The sequence below is a fragment of the Desulfomonile tiedjei genome, assembly GCA_016212925.1.
In the GTDB taxonomy this organism is placed as follows: domain Bacteria; phylum Desulfobacterota; class Desulfomonilia; order Desulfomonilales; family Desulfomonilaceae; genus JACRDF01.
The window spans coordinates 103035-126065 of sequence record JACRDF010000041.1 but is presented as its reverse complement, the minus strand read 5'-3'; the positions used below and the strand labels follow the sequence as shown (position 1 = coordinate 126065).

General features: G+C 53.2%; 19 protein-coding genes. 1 reads left to right on the top strand and 18 read right to left on the bottom strand.

Annotated features, from left to right (window positions below):
• Positions 1-4 precede the first annotated feature (4 nt).
• The 8 genes from HY913_17455 to HY913_17420 form a co-directional block, all read right to left on the bottom strand.
• A complete protein-coding gene (locus tag HY913_17455) occupies positions 5-952 on the bottom strand; it encodes a branched-chain amino acid ABC transporter permease (GenBank protein ID MBI4965066.1) in 948 nt (315 codons plus the stop codon).
• Complete coding sequence (locus HY913_17450) at positions 949-1827, bottom strand: branched-chain amino acid ABC transporter permease (protein MBI4965065.1); 879 nt, start codon at positions 1825-1827, stop codon at positions 949-951. Before HY913_17450 ends, HY913_17455 begins: the two co-directional genes overlap by 4 nt.
• Before the next feature lie 272 nt (positions 1828-2099).
• Complete coding sequence (locus HY913_17445; GenBank protein MBI4965064.1) at positions 2100-3332, bottom strand: ABC transporter substrate-binding protein; 1233 nt, start codon at positions 3330-3332, stop codon at positions 2100-2102.
• Positions 3333-3415: 83 nt separating this feature from the next.
• A complete protein-coding gene (locus HY913_17440) occupies positions 3416-4648 on the bottom strand; it encodes an ABC transporter substrate-binding protein (protein ID MBI4965063.1) in 1233 nt (410 codons plus the stop codon).
• A gap of 141 nt (positions 4649-4789) precedes the next feature.
• Positions 4790-6022, bottom strand: coding sequence for an ABC transporter substrate-binding protein (locus tag HY913_17435; protein ID MBI4965062.1), 1233 nt, complete (start codon positions 6020-6022; stop codon positions 4790-4792).
• A gap of 164 nt (positions 6023-6186) precedes the next feature.
• The gene (dctP, locus tag HY913_17430) at positions 6187-7203 is read right to left on the bottom strand and encodes a TRAP transporter substrate-binding protein DctP (GenBank protein MBI4965061.1); all 1017 of its coding nucleotides are present in this window, start codon (positions 7201-7203) and stop codon (positions 6187-6189) included.
• Between the two features lie 471 nt (positions 7204-7674).
• Positions 7675-8862, bottom strand: a complete 1188-nt coding sequence (locus HY913_17425; protein MBI4965060.1) for an acetyl-CoA acetyltransferase — start codon at positions 8860-8862, stop codon at positions 7675-7677.
• Positions 8855-10300: a hydroxymethylglutaryl-CoA synthase family protein gene (locus HY913_17420; protein MBI4965059.1), complete on the bottom strand. Its 1446-nt coding sequence runs from the start codon at positions 10298-10300 to the stop codon at positions 8855-8857. The genes HY913_17425 and HY913_17420 overlap by 8 nt, the downstream gene beginning before the upstream one ends.
• Before the next feature lie 311 nt (positions 10301-10611).
• Here HY913_17420 and HY913_17415 point away from each other — a divergent pair, with 311 nt between their 5' ends.
• On the top strand, positions 10612-12273 hold the full coding sequence (locus HY913_17415) for a sigma 54-interacting transcriptional regulator (GenBank protein ID MBI4965058.1): 1662 nt from the start codon (positions 10612-10614) through the stop codon (positions 12271-12273).
• Between the two features lie 392 nt (positions 12274-12665).
• On the opposite strand, the gene HY913_17410 is transcribed toward HY913_17415, so the two are convergent.
• The 10 genes from HY913_17410 to HY913_17365 form a co-directional block, all read right to left on the bottom strand.
• On the bottom strand, positions 12666-13370 hold the full coding sequence (locus HY913_17410) for an ABC transporter ATP-binding protein (GenBank protein MBI4965057.1): 705 nt from the start codon (positions 13368-13370) through the stop codon (positions 12666-12668).
• Positions 13367-14158, bottom strand: coding sequence for an ABC transporter ATP-binding protein (locus tag HY913_17405; GenBank protein ID MBI4965056.1), 792 nt, complete (start codon positions 14156-14158; stop codon positions 13367-13369). The genes HY913_17410 and HY913_17405 overlap by 4 nt, the downstream gene beginning before the upstream one ends.
• The gene (locus HY913_17400; GenBank protein MBI4965055.1) at positions 14146-15096 is read right to left on the bottom strand and encodes a branched-chain amino acid ABC transporter permease; all 951 of its coding nucleotides are present in this window, start codon (positions 15094-15096) and stop codon (positions 14146-14148) included. Before HY913_17400 ends, HY913_17405 begins: the two co-directional genes overlap by 13 nt.
• Positions 15097-15112: 16 nt before the next feature.
• The gene (locus tag HY913_17395; GenBank protein ID MBI4965054.1) at positions 15113-15973 is read right to left on the bottom strand and encodes a branched-chain amino acid ABC transporter permease; all 861 of its coding nucleotides are present in this window, start codon (positions 15971-15973) and stop codon (positions 15113-15115) included.
• A 253-nt stretch (positions 15974-16226) separates the two neighbouring features.
• Positions 16227-17828 carry a long-chain-fatty-acid--CoA ligase gene (locus HY913_17390; GenBank protein MBI4965053.1) on the bottom strand — a complete coding sequence of 534 codons (1602 nt, stop codon included), beginning with the start codon at positions 17826-17828 and terminating at the stop codon, positions 16227-16229.
• A gap of 134 nt (positions 17829-17962) precedes the next feature.
• Positions 17963-19120: an ABC transporter substrate-binding protein gene (locus tag HY913_17385; protein MBI4965052.1), complete on the bottom strand. Its 1158-nt coding sequence runs from the start codon at positions 19118-19120 to the stop codon at positions 17963-17965.
• A 92-nt stretch (positions 19121-19212) separates the two neighbouring features.
• Entirely contained in the window at positions 19213-20406 is a 1194-nt protein-coding gene (locus HY913_17380) for a CoA transferase (protein MBI4965051.1), read from the bottom strand.
• Positions 20407-20455: 49 nt separating this feature from the next.
• Positions 20456-21793, bottom strand: a complete 1338-nt coding sequence (locus HY913_17375) for an MmgE/PrpD family protein (GenBank protein ID MBI4965050.1) — start codon at positions 21791-21793, stop codon at positions 20456-20458.
• 42 nt (positions 21794-21835) lie between these two features.
• Positions 21836-22813 carry a nitronate monooxygenase gene (locus HY913_17370; protein MBI4965049.1) on the bottom strand — a complete coding sequence of 326 codons (978 nt, stop codon included), beginning with the start codon at positions 22811-22813 and terminating at the stop codon, positions 21836-21838.
• Positions 22814-22831: 18 nt separating this feature from the next.
• Positions 22832-22996, bottom strand: coding sequence for a hypothetical protein (locus tag HY913_17365; protein MBI4965048.1), 165 nt, complete (start codon positions 22994-22996; stop codon positions 22832-22834).
• Between the last annotated feature and the right edge of the window lie 35 nt (positions 22997-23031).

Below are 23031 nucleotides of genomic sequence, written 5' to 3'. Positions count from 1 at the left end.
TATCCTATCGGTCGGTTTCGCATTTCGATGAAAACCGGTTCTCTATGAAGGCGGCGATACCGCCTTTGAAGAAAAGAACAAGTCCAATGAGTACCGTTCCCAAGACTAGAGGCCAAAACTCCGTATATTGAGTGATCAACTTGTTCAAGAGCACAAAGACGATCCCGCCCAATAACGGCCCGAAGAAATTATAAACTCCACCGAGCAAGCAAACGACCAGCAACTCACCTGACGTGGCCCAATGTGAATAAATTGGGAATACGCTTTTGTTGAAGCAGGCAAACAGGGCTCCAGCAACTCCCAGGAAGACGCCGGAAACCACGAATGCCACCAAACGGTACCGGCGGACATCTATTCCTATGAATCCCGCCCTATCCGGGTTTTCTCTTATTGCAGTCAAGGCTTTCCCAAATGGCGACGTCACTATGAGCCAAATCAAGATGAAACAAAGGGCCATCACAATTAGCGCAAAATAATAGTAGGCCACTACATCAGACAATAGGCTTGGCACCGGAATATTAACGATTCCGTCGTCCCCTTTCGTAAAACTATACCATCCGAAAAGTATGACGTAGATAATTTGTCCAAAGGCGAGAGTCAACAAGGAAAAGTAAGCATGGGTAAGCTTAACACAGAACCAACCAGCGAAGGCAGCAATAATAGCCGCAACAATGGGAGCCGCCAAAAAGGCCAGAAAGAACGGAATGCCCGTATTGGTCAGTAATAGCGCCGTGGTGTATGCGCCAACCGCATAGTACGCCGCAGCGCCAAAGGACACCATTCCCGCGTAACCGAACATAATATTAAGGGCAGTCGCGGCCAACCCCAGAATCAACATTTCGATTACAACGTTGAGCCAACCTTCTCCGATAAACAGAGGCAATAGAGCAAAACCAACGAATGCTCCTAAGATGGCGATTCGGCTTATTTTATCTGACGGCTTGGTTATCATTCCGGCTTTCCCATCAGTCCCCAGGGACGAATTACTAGGACAACGATCATGAGCATAAACGCAAAGGCGATGGCCAGCCTCGGCGCAAGGAGTATCCCATAGGCATTAAGAATGCCAAACAGCAACGCCCCCACAAACGCTCCCGACAGGCTTCCAAGACCGCCTACAACCACGACGATAAAGCACTCTATTAATATGTCGATATCCATGCCCGGCCTGACTGCCTGTATCGGGGCAATCAACGTTCCTCCTACTCCGGCCAGCCAGCATCCCAACATAAAGACCAAAGTGTAGGTCATGGGAACGTTTATTCCGAGGGCATTGACCATGTTTCTCTCATAGGTCATCGCTCTTATGGTTCTGCCCAGGCCGGTGAAATTCATCAAGAGCGACAAAGCCAAATAAATGACTATCCCGCAACCGATAAGGAACAGGTTGTAGGCAGGAAACATGCTCCCCATAATTTCTACCCCGCCGCTCAGTTCCGCAGGCCCTTGCACCATGTTGAACTCGACTCCCCACAAAATCTTGACCAGGTCACCAATTACCAAGATTAAACCGAAGGTTAGAAGAAACTGGTCAACGTGCTCTCGTTGATATATACGCCTTATCAAGACTACTTCCAGTAAGCCGCCAACCAGGGCGGCGCCTATTGGGGCCAGCAGTAGCGCCCACCAAAATGAGTAGCCACTATTTGGCATAAGGGAGGCTACCCAGAAACTCAGGTAGGCACCTATCATGTAGAGAGACCCATGGGCCAGGTTCAGGACGCGCAGGGCGCCGAAAATCAACGAAAGACCAACGGCAATCAGGAAGATGACCATCCCTACACTGATACCGCTTAGTGTTTGTACGAGGATAAATTTTGTTTCCATAGATCCCGATCACCTGGTCTTACATGTTTTTGCCGACGATGCGTTCCCGTGCCCGGTCGCACCGTTTGCTCCTTGAAGCAACCCCTAGGGCCGGCAGTTAATCTTGTTGATAATTGCCTTTCCATCAGCACTTTGGTCCGGACTTGGAGTGGGGCGTGCGCTCCCAGTGCGCATAAACAGTCGCCAAAAAGCGCATCGGCAACCTCACCAAATTCCAACCCCGGCCGTGAACACTCCCTTCGCGTCAACCAACAACAGAGTCTTGTTCCCTATCACTTCTTTTGAGAACGCGCGTTCTCAACCGCTTCGCACTTGCTATATGTGGCTTCAATATCCTCGACCTTCTCGAGCTTTGTCCCGTGCGGGAAAGGAAAGCCTTCGCTCCAACCGGTAACCGCGGACCAAGAGGGCCACATAGCCTGGTTGTCACATGCTCGCATTTTTATCGGGCCGACAGGCGTGTCAAAGACCCTGCCTGTCCAGTAATCCACGTTCTTCTCCGTATCCGTGCCGCCCGCAGCTTCGATCGACTCTTTCAAGGCGTAAATCATGCAATAGGCGGTAATGCCGGTGAACTGGGGGACGTAACCGGTTATTTCTTGAAACTTCTTTGAAAAGTTTTGGCTCCTGGGATCGTCAATGGCCCAGTACGGGTACCTGCAACCAGTCATTGAGCCGATTGGAGCCGGTTGGCCTTTCTTCACCTTTGACCAGTTCTCTTGAGACCCCGCAAGCAATTCCACCACGTGCATTTTGTCGTAAAAGCCATAAGGGTAGGCCTGTTTTACAAACGCATGCTCTTCTCCTCCAACCAGGGCGATGAGGACCAAATCCGCACCAGAGGCCATAATCGTCGAAATATAAGGGGTGAAATCCGTTGTGCCCGTCTTGGGCCACAGCTCACCCACGATTTGCGCATCGGGTACTTCCTTCTTATAAAACTCTAGAAAGTCCTTTTGGGCCCTGTGCCCCCACTCATAGTCCGGGCAAAGTGTAAATATTTTTTTGCCGCCCCACGTTTTCGCCGCTCTCATGGCAGGGACCGCCGCAATGGTCGTCGAGTTGGAGCCAAAGCGGAAAACATAGCGATGCCCCTGTTCCTCCGTTATCGCGGCCGATTGACAGAGGGTAGAGATAAACATGACCTTTTTTTCCTTGGCATAGGAGGAAACCGCTAACGCGACTGAGCTGCTCAACGTCCCCGTAAGGAAATGCACGTGCTGATTGAGGATGAGGTCCTTGGCTTCCTTGAGGCCGATGTCCGGTTTGAATTGATCGTCTCTTTCTATCCATTTTAGCTTCCGCCCCAGGACGCCGCCGGCTGCATTGATCTCATCTACTGCGAGCCGCGCTCCGGCTCCGGCCCCCTTGCCGTAAAAGGCCCCGTGCCCACTGTACGTGTTCACGTGGCCGATCAGGATCGGGGATGTATCCGCGCACAGCCCGATGCCGGACAAACACAGCGTTGCCAACAGACATGTTGTGATCCCCAAGAATTTGCGCATGCTTCCCTCCTGTTATCCTTCTCTGCATATCGGCCGGCGGGCAGCTCAACGGCCCTAACCGGCGCCAGTCGTCTTGATGCTCATCATTTTTGTTGGGACCGTGCCTTTGCAACCTCCTCGCAAGTACTATATGTGGCTTCAACAGGCTCAGCCTTCTCCAACTTCTGGCCATGCGGAAAAGACAAGCCATCGCCCCAACCGATAACGCCGGACCAACTGGGCCACATGGCCTGGTTGTCGCATGCTCGCATCTTTATGGGTCCGATAGGCGTCTCAAAGACCCTGCCGGTCCAGTAATCCACGTTCTTCTCCGTATCAGTGCCGCCTACAGCTTCGATGGACGCTTTCAGGGCATAAATCGTGGAATAAGCCATAATGCCCGCGCTTTGGGGGACTTGCCCCGTTATTTCCTGATACTTCTTTGCAAAATGTTGGCTCCTGGGATTGTCAATGGCCCAGTACGGGTACCGGCTACCACAAACAGCGCCGACTGGAGCCGGCTGGCCTTCCTTCACCTTTGTCCAGTTCTCGTGGGACCCCGCTAGCAATTCCACCACGCGCATCTTGTCGTAAAAGCCATAAGGGTATGCCTGCTTTACAAACGCATGTTCCTCGCCGCCATAAAGGGCGACGATGACCAGATCCGCGCCGGAGGCCATAATTGTAGTAATGTAGGGCGTGAAATCCGTTGTGCCCTGCTTGGGCCACAGCTCGCCTATGAGTTGTGCATCGGGGACTTCCTTTTTGTAGAAATGCATAAAATCTTTTAAGGCCCTGTGACCGAATTCGTAATCCGGGCAAAGAGCAAACAGCTTCTTGGCGCCCCACATTTTAGCGGCCCTTACGGCAGGGACCCCGGCAAGAGGCGTTGAGTTGTTAGAGAAGCGGAAGATGTACCGGTGCCCAAGCTCCTCCGTTGAGGAAGCCGATTGAGCGGGATTAAGAATGAACATGACCTTCTTTTCCTTGCAATAGGATGAAATCGCCAAGGAAACCGCACTGCTTATGGTTCCAGTCAAGAAATGCACTTTCTGATTGAGAATGAGATCTTTGGCTTCCTTAAGCCCGACGTCCGGTTTAAGTTGGTCGTCTCTTTCTATGTATTTTAGCTGCCGGCCAAGGACGCCTCCGGCCGCATTGATCTCATCGACGGCAAGCTTCCCTCCTGTTCCTGCCCCCTTGCCATAGAACGCTGCATGCCCACTGTAAGTGTTCACGTGGCCGATCACGATGGGAGATTTGTCCGCGCACAGACCGATGCCGGACAAAGACAACGTCGCCAAGAGACATGTTGCGATCCCCAAGAATTTCACCATGCTTCCCTCCTTTTTCGCCTTTCTCCATTTGGCTGCGTTACACCTTTACGGACGCATCGGCATTAAGAGCGACAGACAGGTGTTGCGTCTACAGAGTGTTGGCCTTCCTATTTCAAGCTCAAAGGCCAAGTTCCGAATCGCTCAATAGAATGTGATCCAGTCTGAAACCGGTTCCAGTATCCCTTTGGCCGGATTCGATTTCAAAACTCGAGCCACGGGAAACCTGTTGCTCCTGATAGTCAACGGTGGTGTCAGCCCCTTCGTGTCAAAGTCTTTCAGAGACTGTAAGGCCTTTGTCACGCCTTGGGCGTTCAATTCCCCGGCAGCATCCGCCCTCCTAAGACATTCGACAAAGATCTTTCCCGAGGTGAATGTCACGAAATATGCCAAGGGTCGGAATTTGACATCAGGATAGCGCTTAGCAGTGTGGGCCTTGATCGTGGCGATCATCGGCACATCGTCCATCCACCAGTAAGCGTACGGACTTACTGTCAGGTATTCCGGCCCGTCAGGACCCAGCGCTTCAACAGCACGTTTATCCGCGGCCCAGATTGTAGTCACAAATTGGCTTTTTAGTCCGAGATCATGACATTGTTTGATCAGTGCGGCATTCGGGGGGCCGGGCCAACCGTGCATAAGCACAAAATCCGGATTCTTGGCCTTGAGTTCCTCAATTTGAGCGGTGTGATCTCCACCTTTGATGTCGCCTGCCACTTCACCGACCAGATCCAGTTTCAGCCTACTGCAAACCACACGACCATAGGCTAAAGGGTCCTCGCCGAATGGACCCTTAGAGTAAAAGAAAGCTACCTTCGCGTTCTTCTTTGATCGGGCGATGTACTTGAGAGCGACAGCGAACTGGTCCCCGTAAGTGGGTCCGGGCATAAACATTGAGGGAATACCGCTGACTGCCAGCTTGGCTGAAAAAGCGCCCGAGGCGTAGAGGACTTGGTAGCGATCTTTGACCAAAGGCGCAGTCGCTAGTGCCACCGGAGAGCCTAATGCAAAGAAACAAAGTGGCTTATATTTGGCCATAATGTCTTCGAAAACCTTCACTCCAACGTCGGCCTTGTATTGATCGTCTTGCATAACGTGTCCGAGTTTCTTGCCATTAATTCCTCCTTCCTCATTGGCTATGTCGAGACAATCCCTGATGCCGGCTTCGAGGTCCTCGGTCCTCTCCGCGATGCTTGGAGGTCCGGTGGGGGACAGACTCAGCCCCACCATGATCTGTTCCTGAGCCTCACATCTCCACATGATTGCGAAGGTGAAACACAAAGCCAAGAACAGAACCACCGTCGTCTTGATTTGTCCTTTCGTAGCCGCCTCCCTGAGCAGGGCGGGTTCTACCTCTTTCTTGGTGAAAATGGTCATGCCAATGCCTTCCGTTGGATGCCGATTCGTTCTGCAAAAGCAGATTGAATGGAGACGTAAGTAACGAACAGCCCGGAAACCACATCGACACTACCCAGGTTTTCCGCGGCTTGCTCCGCTGACTCATTCCGTCGAGAAATAGTCTGCCCCTACTCAAGGGCGTCCTATTGCTCGACGCCCATGGATTTCCTTAGATGTTCCCGGAGGATCTCCACCAGTTTGGCGGAGTGTGGAGATTTCTTGGCTTCCCTATTCCACAGGGGTCTCATAGCTCCCCGGAACTTGACAAGCTGGAACTCCGGGATCACGGAGACTGTCACGCCGAGGCTTTCGGCCTTTCTCAAAGCGTCTTCGTCACGTGCATCAGAGAGCGCGAAGCTTTGTTCCATGGTGTTCATGGCAGCCTTTCGCACAGCTTGCTGCTGGTCGGGCGGGAGAGATTTCAAGATCTTGGTGTTAACGATGATGTCAAGGACTCCCGGTGTGTGCAAAGCCGGCCTTACGAGGTAGCTCACCACCTCGGATAATTTGTAGCCTTCCACTGCGTACCAGGGGAAGTCGGTGCCATCCAATCTTCCGCTCTTCAAAGCCTCGTACTGGTCCGGGGCCGGCAAATCGACTGCCGAGGCCCCCAAGGCCTCCGCTTCCTCCGATAGAATTCCTCCTGCGCTCCTTATCTTCTTACCCTTGAGGTCGCCGATCTTTGCCACGGGAAACTTTGTGAGGAAGCCCATATTCATTGCCGATAGAGCGCCGAGGTAGGTGACCCCGTGTGTGGCCGCTGCTTCGGCCATGACGTTCATGTAACCCTTATTGATCAGCACGTCCTTCGCGTCGTTCGCGTTCGCCCAATTGAACGGCAGCCATTGGCAGTTAACCTCGGGCATCTTGCCGGCAAAGTAGACAAGCGAGCCCGAGTAGCCATCCAACTCGCCTTGACAAACAGCGTCGAAGACTTCACCGATCTTGACATCCTTGCCGGGCCAGGAAACCTTGACCTGCACTTGATTGGTGGTGAGCCTTGCCACCTCATTGGCAAAGAAGAGAGTGCTTTGGCCGGTGTAGCTCTTTTCCGGGTACGCGCAGTAGAAACGCAAAGTGGTCTGGCCGAACGCCGGAGCCAGCGGGAAAAGACCAAATGCAAGGAACGCCATCACCGCTACCACAGCCTTCTTGAACATCTGTACTCCTTTCTCCGATTGGGCTGCCTGAATCTATAGGAATTGCCGAAAATAATGTCCGTTGTGATCCGACGGCTCCCTTACCATTGCTGCTTTGCTCACCCGTCGTTCCCGCGAAAGCGGGAACCCAGGGAATCCCGCGAGACGCGGGACTGGATTCCTGCCTCCGCAGGAATGACGGAATGTAGACCTTCCGAATCGGACAGAAATTTAGGCAACTGCTATAAACCTTACTGTCGCTCAACGGCCACTGGAGGGCCGCAGAAATAGCACTCTGGAGGGTTTTTCCTACGCCGGTATTTCACTGGTCCGCTGGTAAACACTGTCGTTCCGTCATTTACGACTCTTTTGCACAGCTTCAGGACAGGTGGAGGACATGTTGCCGGCAAGCTCTGACAGCCTCACTCTAGAAGCGGGCTAACGGGCACACTTATCCCGGCAACACAACTGGAGCATCATTTCATAGGGGCATTATCCTTTTTCGTTCCCAAAGATGGCTACCGCACTCATCTGAGGGGGTCCACCGAAAGTGTTGGACAGACCCAGCCTGGGATTTCGAATCTGTCGCTCGGGCAAATCCGCCTTGCCTTGCAACTGCTTGTAAATCTCGTAGGTCATGCGCAGTCCACTGGCTCCAACCGGATGCCCGAAACACTTGAGTCCCCCATCGACGTTCACAGGCAATCCACCCTGCCGGGTGAAAAAGCCCGAATCTACATCTTCCTTTGCTTTCCCTCTGGGGCTGAAGCCGAAATCTTCATAAATCAACAACTCGGTGATGGAAAAGCAGTCATGGACCTCAGCCAGACTTAATTCCTCCCTGGGATTCTTGATCCCGGCCATCTCATAGGCCCTGCGGGATGAGTTGACCAGAGCATCAAAACTGGTCCAGCTGAATCCAGGTCTGAAATGAGGCATCATGGCATCGGTGGAGATGCCGAATCCTTTTAGGAAAATGGGATCGCCCCGAAAGCTCTTGGCGTTTTCGGCCGTGGTGATAATGGCACAGGCCGCTCCGTCGCTGTTTCCGCAGCAATCAAAAAGCCCCAGGGGCCAGGAGACGATAGGTGCCTTCAAAGCGGTATCGACGGTAATCTTGTTTCTGAAGTGGGCCTTGGGACAGAGGCTGCCGTTGTCGTGATTCTTGACCTCGATTTTGGCCAGAGTCATTTTGCCCTCTTCTGCGGAAAGACCATAGGTCTCGAAATACCGTGTAGCGATCAGAGCGAAAGAGCCTGGGGCAGTCCTTCGAGCCTCATAGACCGGATGCATTCCCCTGCCTGCACCTAGGCCTGCAAAGCCGGTATCCTTCAGTTTCTCCACCCCGAGCGCCAGGACCACATCGTAAGCCCCACTTGCCACGGCCATGCATGCTTCCAGGAGGGCGATGTGCCCGGATGTGCACCAGTTTTCGTTCCGAATGATCGGGATGTTCCCAAGCTTCAAGCCGTCGGCGGCAACCGTCCCTGAAATTCCGTTCACCGGGGACATGAGCGTGGAGAACCAGCATGCCTCGATATCCTTGGCTTCGATACCGGCATCTTCATAGGCTTCATACGCCGCTTCAATGGCCAAATCCACGGGTCCTTTGTCCCACCGCTCGCCAAACTTCGAGCAGCCCATACCGATAATAGCGACCTTATCTTTGATGCTACCCATTGCTCACGCTCTCCTTAATAACCGGCCTCAGTTTCCAGAAGTAATTGTGAATCCCCATCCCGTCGTAAATCCGACGAAAAGTAAGTTTTACCGGCATGCCCAGCTTAACCTCCGATGGGACACAGTCAGTCATCATGCCGTAGAACCTCGCGTTGTCCTCCAGTTGAGCGATGGTTTGAACGATCACAGGGTCATCGCTCCTGCCGGCCAAGTTGTCCAAAGTGAAGGTAAAGACCTCCCCTTCCCTATCGGCAAGGGGAACCTCCACAAACTGGTCCTTGGAATGGCATTGGAAACAAATGCGTTGAACGGGAAAAGCCGTCGCGCCGCACTGTTGACACCTACTGCCATGAGCCCTGATTATGCTGTTGCGTTCCCTCCAGGTTACGGTAGCCGAGGGGAAAAGCCGGAAAGGTTCGCCGGGCATGGCTTCAATCAGGCCCTTGTAACTGAGGAATCGGGCATAGGACGTCAACATGATGTTATGATCAAGCAATTCTCTCAATTTGCGCCGGCACCCCGCTGATGCACAGTTTTCAGTGACTTTAAACAGCAGGGCGTCAGCGCCGTCGGCATAATTGGCTAACAGCAGGAGATCTCCCGGGCGGGCATCCTCCAGGGCAGCCACCAGCATCAACAGAGGCTGGGCCGCACCACAGAATCCCACTGAGGAGAGCAAGGGGTCCTGAACTTGGGTTTCGGGATCAAGACCCAGTTTCCGGACGAGTCCTTTATGGGTCTTAAGGTCGGAGGCCGGCAAAACGGCAGTTGAGATATCCTTGGGCGCCAGTTGATATTTCTTCAATATTCCTTGGATAACTTCCACCATATGATTGGTATAGCCCTCCCCCAGGATAAACCTGCCCTCCCAGGTTCGAACATACGTGTCTTCGGGGTTTCTCCACACATCATGCATCTCATTGCAGATCGAATAATCCCCTTCAAAGGTAGCTATGATGTTCTGATCACTTACCAGGACAGCGGCTGCCCCATCCCCGAAGTTTTGCTCCTGATCGGACCTCGGATAGCCTAGACGGCAATCCGCGGAGGTAACCAAAACTGAACGGGTCGATCCTGCCTTGACCGAATCGAGGGCGGCCTTTAAGGCCCCGGTGCCGGTCCGTAAAGAATGGGCAAAGTCCGCGGTGACTATATCCCGCTTAAGGTCCGCAGCCGTCGCAATCATGGCCGAGTTCATCTTCTCTTGGTACGGGGCGCTGGTGGTCGCAAAGAAAAGGCCGTCGACCTCGTCCTTGTTCACTCCACAAAGACAATTGCGGGCTGCTTCCACGGCCATCGTAATGGCATCTTCATCGTTGTTGGCCACAGCCCGTTCCCCGCCTAGGCAGGAGCGACCCCAATTGTCGGCAATGAGCTTTCTATCTATTCTGTAAATAGGCAAGTAGCCGCCGCATAGAGAAATTCCAACCTTATGCATATGTCCTCCAGTTAGATATTGCCCCTGGACAAGCTTCGCAGTTCCTTTTTAGCAACAATCATGCCACAGCCTTGTCGAATTCCTCTATTGAAGCGCCCGGAGCACAACCGAGCCACTTAAACACCGGCAGAGGGATACGAGGTAACAAGGGACAGGAAACGATCTGTTTCATTCTTGCAATGGACCTGGATTTATAGTATTTCAGATATGAAAAAGTTATGGTCAGCCGGAGTGCACTCGAATGGGCAAGCCCCGCTTGCCACGGGGTAGGACTTTCCCGAATCATCGATCCACTAGCAGGGTTATCGGAGATGAGTGATCTTTTCGACTCCATTTGCACAGCTCTTCCCCTCATTGCGCGCTTCTCGTGTGGCTTCGCCACAGTCATCGATCTGAGTAATTCGCGTCGGAAAACCGTCGACGGGGACGGGAATGATTCGAGCGAGTATCTTCTGAGCAGCTATGAAGGATTTGAGGAGGCGGTAAAGTTACGTCAGCCTCTCCTCGTTCCATCCAAGATGAACAGCGGGGTCTTTAATCTGTTTCTGCCTATTGGAGACTGCTTTCTCATCATAAACAACTCCGGCCATGTCGGGCTTGCAGACAAGCTGAAAATAATCTTTGAAGAAGCCATTCCCCTTATCGCACGGGTTGCGGGCGGGGAGGCTGTGCTCTTCGACCGAAAAGGCATTCGGTTCTTCAGCGTAGGCCCTGATGGCAGAGAGTCGGACAAGGGAGTGGGCCAATATACTTACATGGGCAAACGAGCCATGGAATTGGGGCGCCCGGTAATCGGCCCTTCACTTCTCGAGGATGGGGCGCTTGCCGTGCGCATTCCCATCACCGACAACTTTGGGATGGGTGTCAACAACGTAGTTTCCGTAAAGCAAAAGAAACAACTTGCCGCTATCAGCCAGCAGAATCAAAGGCGTTACACGTTTTCGAATATCATAGGAAAGAGCGATAGCCTGCTCAATTGTCTGCAGCAGGCCAAACAAGTGGCTGAAAAAAGCTCCACCGTGCTGGTATCGGGAGAAACGGGCACCGGCAAAGAACTCCTCGTCCAGTCCATCCATAGCGCCAGTCAGCGGTCCGGCGGACCGTTCGTTGCCTTGAACTGCGGCGCCATTCCCTCAGGCTTAGTGGAAAGCCAACTTTTCGGCTATGAGGCCGGGTCCTTCACCGGGGCTCGCAAAGGGGGCCAACGGGGACTTTTCGAGCAGGCAAACGGCGGAACGCTTTTTTTGGACGAAATAAGCGAAATGAACCTGGAACTTCAGTCAAGGCTGCTGAGAGTGCTTCAGGAGAGGGAACTCGTACGAATCGGTGGCACAAAAGTCATTTCCATAAATGTCAGGGTCATTGCTTCAACCAATAAAGACCTTTGGGGGATGGTGGCAAGCGGCGGATTTCGCCAAGACCTCTACTATCGGCTAAGTGTGATAGAATTACGAATTCCCCCCTTGCGGGATAGGATTGAAGACCTTCCCCTGCTGATCAGGCACTTCATAACCGAATTCAGAGCAAACTTCGGCACATTCGTTGAGGACATTTCGGAAGAAGCCCTTGAGTGCCTGCAATGCCATCCGTGGCCCGGCAATGTACGAGAGCTTCGCAACTGCATCGAACGGATCATGAACCTTAGCACAAACAAGGTGATCGGGATCGAGGACATTCCGGTGATCATACGTAAGCAAGGGGAACAGGAGGCCCTCGAACATAGAGAGGTTCAGCCAAGGCCAATTTCTGCAGAACCGCTGGATGCCGGGCAATCCTTCGATAACAGTCGTTCCTGGCCACTCCCCCAAGGTTCTCTTCTCAAGGGAACCACAGGAGCAGCAGAGCGCTCGGTCATCCTGGAAGCGCTGGAAAAGTCGTTCTACAATCGCCGGAAGGCCGCCCGAATGCTTGGAATCAGCAGCACGACGCTCTGGCGCAAGATGAAGAAATTGGCAATTTCTACAGGTGAATGATCGACAGGCGCATAGTGCCGAGATCCTTTTCCAATTCATAACCCGATCGGCCGTGAAGTTCTGCCGGCCAGTAAACAGCATATTTCCGAGCACAAAAGTAGATTGCCCTAAAACCTTATACGGATTGCCAAAAGTAATGTCCGTTTGCCCACGATATGATCAGTCTGGTTTTCAGACCGCATCGACGGGGCCTACTCTGTCAGAGGCTTATAAAGCCCGTCGTTCCCGCGAAAGCGGGAACCCAGGAAATCCCGCGAGACGCGGGACTGGATTCCTGCTTCCGCAGGAATGACGAAACGGAGTGCCTGCAAATCGGACAAAAATTATGGCAACGTCTATAAAAGCCCTGAGTACGTTTACCATATGATCTTTCGATCATCTCCCTTTCTTCGTCACAGGCCCAGGTAGGCCTTCTTTACCTGTTCGTCCTCCATCAGTTCCCGGCCGGGTCCCTCCTGTATTATGCGGCCGATTTCCAGCACGTATCCCCGCTCTGCCAGTTCCAGGGCCATTCGAGCATTCTGCTCCACCAGAAGGATGGTCCCGCCTTGCTCGCTTATTTCTTGGACGATAGCGGCGATCTCTCCAACCATGAGGGGACTTAAGCCCAGGGTCGGCTCATCAAAAAGGTACAAGGCCGGATTGCTCATCATGGCCCGCCCGATGGCCAACATTTGCCGCTCGCCTCCGCTTAACTGTCCTCCCAGTTGGGCACTTCTACTCTTCAATATGGGAAAGAGATGAAAGACCTTCTCGAACCTTTCTTTAGTGCTTTTGTTGTTGGTTTGCGCCACGGTCCCCAGTTCCAGGTTTTCCAAAACAGTCATCTTCCCGAAGATGCCTCCCCTTTCCGGGACATGGGCAATCCCCCGTCGGGCAATCTCCTCGGGCCTCAGACTCTTCAGCGACCTTCCTTCAAAGATGATCTCTCCGGCGGACCAGGGAATCAATCCTGAGATCGCCTTCAGTACGGTCGTTTTTCCCGCCCCGTTGGCTCCGATCAGGGCCACGATTTCGCCGGGCCGGACAGAAAGCGAGACTCCGTGGAGGGCTTGAGACTTTCCATAAAAAACATCGATGTTTTTCAACTGAATCATTTTTGTGCACACCCTAGATACGCCTCGATTACCTTGGGGTCCTCGGCTACCTCTTGCGGCATTCCTTCAATCAGTTTCACGCCGTAACTCATAACCAAAAGGCGATTACAAATCTGCATCATGACCTTCATATTGTGGTCGATGATGAAAACAGTGACGCCTTGCCCGCGGACCTTGGCGATCAACTCGATCATCTCCATGACCTCGGCGGCGTTCATTCCGGCCACCGGCTCATCCAACAAAATCAGCTTGGGGTTGGTGGCCAAAGCCGTGGCCAGCATCAAACGCTTTTGCTGGGCCCAGGTCAGGCTTGAGGCCAGTTGGCCCTGTAAATCCTCCAAATGCACGAAGGTCAACAAGTCGTTTACCCTTTTCCAACTCTGTTCCTCTTCCCTCCGACAAGAAGGGGTCTTCAGTAAAGCACCGCCAACAGAAGTCGATGTCCGACTGTGCAATCCTGTCATCACATGCTCGCCCACCGGGATTTGGGGGAAGATCGTGGCTGCCTGGAAAACACGCACAATCCCTTTCGAAGTGATCTGATGGGGCTTCAATCCGGAGATGTCGCCTCCGTCGAATTGAATCCTCCCACCATTCAAGGGAACCGTGCCGGTGACGGCATTGAAGACTGTGGTCTTTCCCGCCCCATTAGGGCCGATTAAACCGAATATTTCCCCGGCATAAATCTGAAAATCCAGATCGAGCACAGCCCGCAGGCGGCCGAACGATACGGTTATTTTCTCCCCCGTCAGGAAGGGAGTCTGATCGTCAACTCTCACGGAATCCATTGGGCTATCCTCGGATGAAGGGCCTGCAGTTTACCGGCAATTCCCATGGGCATTAAAAGAATGACCACCAGCAGAATGAATCCATAAAACAACGGCCGATAGACCTGGGCCGCTTCCAAGAACTCAGGCAAAAACCAAAGCAGAAGAGGTCCCACCACCTCTCCGGCTATGGTCCGCGCTCCGCCTACCACAGTCATCACCAGAAGTTGGAAAGACATATGGCCTCCGGCGATTTCCGGCTCGATCGATCCCATGTAGCAAGCATAAAGCCCTCCGGCCACACCCGCCATGGTGCTGGCTATCACAAAGGACAGAAGCTTATATTTGAGCGTATTCACCCCTAAAGCTTCGGCAAGGTCCTCATTTTCACGTATGGATTGAAACGCCCGGCCGACCCGAGACCGGGTCAATCGGCGTGTGAAGAAAATGGCCAGAAACACCACGAAAAAAACCAGATAATAATAGGACCGTTTCGATGAAAGATCGACGGTCCAGCCAGGGAGATGAATCACCGGTGGAAGCGGTATGCCTGATAAACTGACCCCTCCGGTCAGGCTATCCCAATTATGGAGGACGATAGTAACCATGAGCCCCAGGGCCAGTGTTCCCAAAGCAAAGTAGGGACCTCTGATCCGGAGCATGGGCCAGCCCATAACCGCTGAGACGCAACAGGTAAAGACAGTCCCTAAGAGAAGAGCCGGCACGAAGGAAATGCCCAATTTTACCTGCAGAATACCGCAGGCATAGGCCCCGATGCCAAAGAAAGCCCCATGGCCCAGAGAAACCAGACCGGTATATCCATAAAGCAGATCCAGGCTGGTCACCAGGATAATATAAATCCCCACCAGCGTGAGCATATACATCCAGTAATTCGATTCGACAAGAAAGGGGATTGAAAAAACCACAATCCCGAATAAAAGTCCGGTCAGGTATCGCATAGGTTCTCCCTTTTGGTTAACGACGGTACAGGCCCTGGGGCATCAAGAGCAGTACCCCCAAGAAGATCCCGAAGGAGAAGATATCCTTATACATAGAGCTGATGTAGGCAGCCCCCAGATTCTCTCCCAGTCCTAAAACAAGCCCGCCCACAATAGCCCCTGTCACACTGCCCAATCCCCCTAATGCGACCACGATGAAAGATTTGATGATCGGCGTCAGGCCCATGCTTGGACCCACCAGAGCGGTCGGCGCCACCAGAACCCCGCCTATGCCTGTCAGGCCGTAGCCGATGATAAAAGTCAGGACGGACATGCGGTCCGGATTTACCCCTAAAAGGCGGGCCACGTCCTTGTTTTCCGAAAAGGCCCGAATCTGTTTGCCGGTTATGGTCCGAAAGACCAGCAGGTAAGTCCCCAGGGCAAAGAGAAGACAGATCCCGAAAAGAATCAGCCTCTGAAGAGTCAAGGAAACCGGCCCCAGTCCAATGACGATATCATTGTAGGGGGAAACAATACTCCTCCATTCCGAACCAAACCAGACATTCCAGCTCCCTTCCAGAATGGCGTAAAGCCCCAGGGCGCCGATGAAGCCGGCGGCATGGGGGGCATCGTGCAGAGGCCGGAAGACCACCCGTTCAGTGACAATCCCCATAAGACCCGACAGTATGACAACAGGAAACAGGCTGACTAGATAATACCCCGGTCCTAACCACTGGGTGACATAAAAGGCTATGAAAGCCCCCAAAGCATAGATTGCCCCCAGGGCGAAATTGGGGACAGAGAGGATCCCGTAGATCAGGGTCATAGCTAGGGCCAATAGCCCATAGGCACTGCCGGCGATCAAACCATTGACAATGTGCTGCAGAAATTCAGCCATCGAAAACACGCCCTCCTAACCGAACGTACTTTCCCGGAATTCAATGATGCAACAAAAGAAACTCCTGACCTCCGGCATTCGTCTTCCCCTATGGTACCCGCTAGCTTTAAGATTAATGGTAACCGTTCACCGGGACGGTCTTAAGGCCTTAGAATCACGATGGGGGAGGCTTGGAGGGGGAGATGGTCTCCCCCTCCATCCCCACCGGGCGCAGAGCCGCCTCAAGCCCGGTGAACGATTACGATTAATGAATTCATGACCCCACTCCCGTTTGCTTCTGAGCACGCAACTCCCGCTTCAATATCTTTCCCATGGCGCTACGGGGCAGGGCCGGAACGAATTCCACAAACTTCGGCCGCTTAAAACGGGCCATATTCTCCAAGCAAAATTCGATGATTTCTTCTGCCGTTGCCTTCTGACCCTCTTCAAGGACCGCAAAGGCTTTGACCGTTTCTCCCCATTTTGGATCAGGAACCCCGATGACCGCGGCTTCCTTGATTTTCGGGTGAGCGAGGAGCACGGCCTCAACCTCTGCGGAATAGATGTTTTCACCCCCGCTGATGATCATGTCCTTCTTACGATCAACGACATAGATGAAACCTTCCTCATCCCGGCGCACAAGATCGCCGCTGTGAAACCAACCACCCTCGAAGGCCTTTTTCGTTTCTTCAGGATTCTTGAAATACCCTTTGAACATCCCGGGTCCACGATAGACGATCTCGCCCACTTCATTCACAGCCACATCCCTCATCTCATCATCCACCACCCGGACCTCAACATTCGAGATGGGGAGCCCCACCGATCCCTCCTTGCGTAGGGCATCCTGGTGCTTCATGAACACAGCCGTGGCCGCCATTTCGGTCTGCCCAAAGGCTTCCCGCAAGGCGGCATTGGGGAAAGCCTCAAGAATTCGCTCTTTGAGGGAGTTAGGCGTAACATCAGCTCCATAGGCAGCCGATCTTAATGAACTGACATCGTAATTTTTGAAGTCCGGATGATCTATCACCATGAGCCACATGGCCGGGACAAGGAACAGCTCAGTGGCCCTTTCCGATTCGATGGTCCTCAATAACGCCACAGGGTCGAAATCCATTACGACAATTGGAGTCAAGTTGAGCATTGCCTTAGTGATACTCATTAGACCCGCGACGTGAAAGAAGGGGGTCACGGAAATGACTTTAGGTCCTATGCAAGGCAGATCCGCCCTTCGCGGAAGGGAAAAGAGGTTCTCCTGGCTGTTAGCCATAGCATTGACGATCAAATTCTTATGGGTCAGTACAGCCCCTTTGGGTTTGCCCGTAGTTCCCGCGGTGTAAATGATGAAGGCATCAAAGTCGTCCTCGAGTCGGATCTCAGGAGGGATCGAAGAGCCTGAAGTTATGAGGTCTTCATAATTCTTGAAATGGGGATCTCCCCCCTTTTCAATCACGACATAATCTCTAATCAAGGGAAGTTCCCGCCTAATCTTTTCAATCGTCCCAAGGTAGTTTTCCTCCAGAAACAGGATCTTAACCTCGGCATTGTTCAAGATATAGGCTATCTCTTTAGGGGAAAGCCGGAAGTTGATAGGAACATTAACAGCCCCTATTTTGGCCGCGGCAAAATAGATCTCCGGCATCTCCAGCCGGTTTTGCATCAGCAGGCCTACAGCATCCCCCTTTGTTAACCCTTGCAAAAGAAGGGCATTGGCCAAACGGTTAACTCTTTCATCCAGTTCCCAGTATCTGATTCTTTTGTCTCGGAAGACAATGGCCTCAATATCCGGCCCTTTTCGGGCATTACGGGCCAACATTTCTCCCAGCAACAACTGTCGGGCTTGGTGCACTTCGAACCCCAAATCTCCGGAAATTGCCATTTATATACCCTTCCGATCTTAATAAGACCCTTCAGGAAGTCACCGTTTTTCTTTAAAATATCTGTATTTGCCCTTTGAATCCTTTTGATGCTTGGCGGACATCTGGGAACCATGATGGTCCAACACGTTCAAAATCAATTTACAGGCACTGCTTTCCCTTTGTGATACTTCCCAATCTTAATGGAAACCACTCCATCTCCATTATCCTCAAAGCCTGTTAAATTGGTGGTGTTATATTTGTCTTCAATTGGCACCACTGATGGAGCAGCCTGACGGATCTTTAAGGCATCGGTGGTTGTACCGGCCTTTTGCATGGCCTTGACTATAGTGTGGACCATGGCGTAGCAGGTATTGCCGTAGGGGCCTAATGAATCCTTGTAGCCCATGGTCGAATAAAGAGCCCTGTAACGAGCCACACCTGGAGGAGGGGGAGTTTGATTAAGCGATGTAATTTGCCTATAATATCCTTCAATCAAATCCGGTCCCGTCAATTCTTCGCCCTTGGTCTGAAATCCCGGTGAAAGGGCAAAAGGCGTCTTGATCCCAAGCTCATGGGCTTGTTTGATGACCCCGGCAGAGGCCTCATCATGGGCCGTAAGCATGATCACATCCGGATTGGCCGCCTTGATCTTGGTCAGTTGTCCCCGGAAATCTGTCTGGGTCCGCTCGTCCAGCCATTCATTCGCCACCATCTTTACCCCGAGCTTATCAAAGGCCGCCTGGGAAGCCTTGGCCATACTCTTCCCGTAATCGCTCGCATCGGAGATCAGGGCACAGGTCTTGACTTTCAATAGCTTAGAAGTCTCCCGGACCAAATCTTCGCAATCTTTCTCAGAGGTTGTGTGATGACGCAAGATCAACTTGTTTCCCTTCGTGGTGGCTTCAGGGATTTTGAAAAAACCGATTAGGAGGATCCCCATCTTTTCGTTTCTTTCCAGCATACCCATGAGAGGAGCGCTCAGGTTTTGTATAATAACCGGAACATCATATTTGTCCTTTAGGCGTTGCATCCCGGCCACGGCCTTGGCAGCCACCCCTTGATCGTCATAAGTATGGATTTTCACCTTATACTTCTTCCCGGCTACCTCCACTCCTCCTTCGTCATTGATTTCTTTGGCCGCGACCATGGCCCCGTGCATGGTATCGTTCCCGACGTAAGCCGCCCCTCCGGTCAATGGCCCGGTATAGCCGATATTGATCGTATCCTCGCCTACGGCCTTACCTTGAAACAGGAAGAACACTACCGCACACCAGAAGATAACTGTCGTTCCTCTCATGATTCCTTTTCCCATCGTTTCCTCCATTTTGGATGATTGGGATTCATTCCCAGTTTGCGGCTTACATTTCTTAGGCTCTACCTCTTCGAACTTACCGATCTTGTTGTTTATATGGCCTTTTCCTGTTTGAACCGTGACAAATCCTCCGGTTTGTAGCCGAGAAGCCCGCAGTAAATGGATTCATTGTCTTCCCCCAGAAAAGAGGCCCGTTTAGCCACTTTTCCAGGAGTCCTTGAAAGCTTTATATCTACTCCCGGTACAGGCACTTTTCCTGTTCCAGGGTACTCAATCTCCACCAGCATCTCTCTGGAGGCCACCTGGGGCACCTCCAGGGACCGAGGTACGTCATTGACCGGTCCGCAAGCAACCCCGGCCTGTTCAAGCATTTCCCGAGCCTGGGCCACGGTCTTATTTCTAATCCACTCATCCAGAACGGCATCAACGGCAGGATGATTCCGGTAGCGGCTCATATTGTCCTTAAAACGGGGATCAAGGACCAGGTCCTCCCGGTCCATGACCCGGCACATGCGGCGCCACATGCTGTTACCGATAATGTTGATCAACAGATAACCGTCGTTGGCCCGGAAACTGCCACAGTAAGCATAAAAGCCGCCGTTGCCTATCTGCTTTCGAAGCTCCCCCAACAACTTATACTCGGCGGCACATCCGGAAGCAGCAGTTATGGAGAAGGCCACATCGAAGAGGGCGACATCTACAAGCTGGCCCCGGCCGCTTGATTGCCTCTCGAAGAGGGCCAGCATGGTTCCCAAGGCAGCACGGGCGGCCGTATTATGATCAATAAAAGGCAGAGAGGGTCTAAGAGGCGGAGTGCCCGGATATCCGGAAAAACTCATATACCCGGACATGGCCTGGGCAATGGAGTCAAAACAAAGCCGCTCGGCGTAGGGACCGGTCTGGCCGAAGCCGGATACAGCCGTCACAATCAAGGCGGGATTAATACTGCTCAGATGCTCGTACGTCAAGATCCCCGCCTCTTCCGATCCCTTGGGATAATTGTGGACCACCACATCCAGTTTTTGGGCCAGTTCCTCCAACAACGCTTTTCCCCTTTGGGATCTCAAATTCAGTGTAATATCCTTCTTATTGCGTTGTATGGTATATCCGAAAACCAGAGGTTGACCGTCAGATGAAAAGGGGCCCACTTCGCGGTCCACTTTTCCATTGGGTGGTTCCGCCCGAATCACCTCCGCCCCATGATCGGCTAGGATCATGCAGCAGTAGGGGGCAGCGACGTAACTTCCCAGATCGAGAATCTTGATGCCTTCCAGCGCTCCTCCCATAATCCTTAAATCCTTCCCTTTGATGTTTCGGCCCTGGTCCCCCGTGCTGCTAGAACAGAAGGGCCACGTCTTCTACCGTCTCCAGTTCCATCACCGCTTTGACCAGGCTGCCGGCCTTCTCGTCCCCCCACGAATCCGAAGCGAGCCAGCGAAACTTCTCGGTCAGCAGCTCGTCGCTCGCCGGATTTTCGGGGTCCCCAAGAGGAAAGTCCTTCCGGCCCCGAAGCACATCGCCCGACCTCGTGGTTATCTCCATGACAGCGGCCCATTTGCCCGGATAGGCAGAAGTGAGTTCATCGTCGGCAACCAGTTTCACCCGTCGTGACAGTGCGAGGATCTCGGGGTCCCTCAGGTTGTCATCATTGAAGTCTGCCAGACCGCAGCTTTTCTTTGACAGGGCGAGCGCAACGCAGAACGGCAGATTGAATTTTGCGGCGTAGACCGTTTGGGGCTCCGGGGTGTCCGTAATGTCGAGGGCAGTCCTATAAGTTCGCACCTCGATGCCGGTGATGTCCGAGGGCTCCATTTTGTGACTGGAGGCAAGTTCCAGCGCGATATCGACTGCGGGGTGCGTGTGGCGACACGATGAATGAATTTTGAACGAATTATCCTCGATCTTGTACGGGGCCTTACCCAGGGAATCGGTAATCCTGTCGAGGTTGAATTCGGGGGCCATAGCCCTGCAAAAACCTTTCTCACCTTCCAGGATGGAGGTTGCGCCCGTGAATCCACCCGCGGCGAGCAGGGCCGACAGCAGCCCGTTTTGCGCGGCTTTTCCCGGATGCAGATGCTTGGACATAGCGCCGTCGGCCAGGAATTCCCATAGCCCGGCAGCCTGAGTGCCGGCACTACCTAAGGCCCAGATCAACTGCTCTCGATTCAATCCGAGGAGCTTGCCCGCGGCCGCGCAGGCGCCGAAGGTCCCGCATGTGCCCGTATTGTGCCAGAAGTAATAATGGGACGGGGTGACGGCCTCCCCTATCCTGATCGCCACCTCGTAGCCCGCCACGAGCGCCTCGATAAGCTTCCGGCCGCTCGCGCTGGTCATTTCAGCCGCTGCGAGGGCCGCCGGGATAACAGCAGCTCCGCAGTGAATGATGGAGCTGCGGTGCACATCGTCGAGTTCCATAATGTGCGATGCTATGCCGTTGCACAAAGCGGCATTAAGGGCTGAGGTCTTTTCTCCGGAGGGTAAAATGGTGGCTTGAGGTCTACCCCCTTGGTCAATTAGTACCGAAAGGGCTATTCTAGCCGGCTCCTCCTGACTCCCTCTCGCTACAGAGCCCAGCCAGTCGAGCAGCGCGAAGCGAGCCATGCGGACGGTTTGCGGCCCCAGGCCCGAAAAACTCATCGAACGGATGAAGTCGGCCAGTTTCAAACTTAGCATTGAAAGAGTCCTTTCATGCACGAGTCCCAGGTGGTTCGTTAATCAGCCGCCGGCAGGGGTTTCGATCCCCCATTGCCGACGGATGGACTCAGCTTCTTCCATGACGCTCTGGAAGAAATCACGCACGGGCATGATCTTTTTCACCAGTCCCGCTATCTGTCCGCAAGCCCAGATCGCTCCATCAAGTTCTCCGGTCTCGTAGGCTTCGCGCCCGAGTTCACCTTTCATCTTGGGGAGCAATTTCTCCAAGGGCTCGCACCGCACCTCCATTTCAAGCACTTCGCTGGCCACCTTGTTCGTAAACACGCGAACCGGGGCCTTTACAGACATCAGGAGCAGGCATGTCGATGTCACTTCCGCCTCCAACAAGGCTCGCTTGAAATTCGGATGTATCGGGCATTCTTCCGTTGCCATGAGCGCAGTTCCCATGACGATCCCTTCGGCCCCCAGGGAAAGCGCAGCCATAAGCCCTCGCCCGTCACAAAAACCGCCGCCCCCGACCACCGGAATAGTCACAGCTTGGACTGTTCGCGGCAAGAGCACCATGGTGGTTACGCCTTCCGCACTGGGGTGTCCGCCACACTCCGTGCCGACGATCGTGACCAAATCCACTCCCAGGGCTTCGGCCTTCACCGCGTCGTGCTCTCGTGCGCATTTGTGCATGTATATTCGTCCGTTATTTTTGAGACGCTCAACGCACTTCGCAGGATTGTGACCGGAGGTTTCGACTATCTCGACTCCTTCCTCTTCGACTGCGTCCATCATCTCCTCCGCCGACAGAGGCCGCATCGAAGGAAACAAGTTGATATTGACGGCAAAGGGTTTGCCCGTGAGGTCCCGTGTCTTGCGGATTTCTTCCTTCAACTCTTGCTTTGATGAAAAGGTCGCCGAAGTGATGATGCCCAACCCGCCGGCATTGCTTATGGCGGCCACAAACGGGGCCCGGCTGATCCATTGCATCGCGCCCCCGATGATGGGAAGTTGAATTCCCAGGAGTTTTGTCACCCTAGTCACCAACATGGTTTTCTCCTTCAATGTTTACTGGTAACCATTCAGTCTTGCCGGGGTAGAAGGGATTCTGAGCCCTGAAGGGGCGTACCAACGGTAGCCACGGGTGTAACCCGTGGACTGGAAGTGCTGCCCCAGCCCTGAATTACCGACCCTGGAGGGGTCGACCAATCCCGAAGTCCAACTCACATTCATGGTCGACCCCTCCAGGGTCGGTGATCTAAATGATT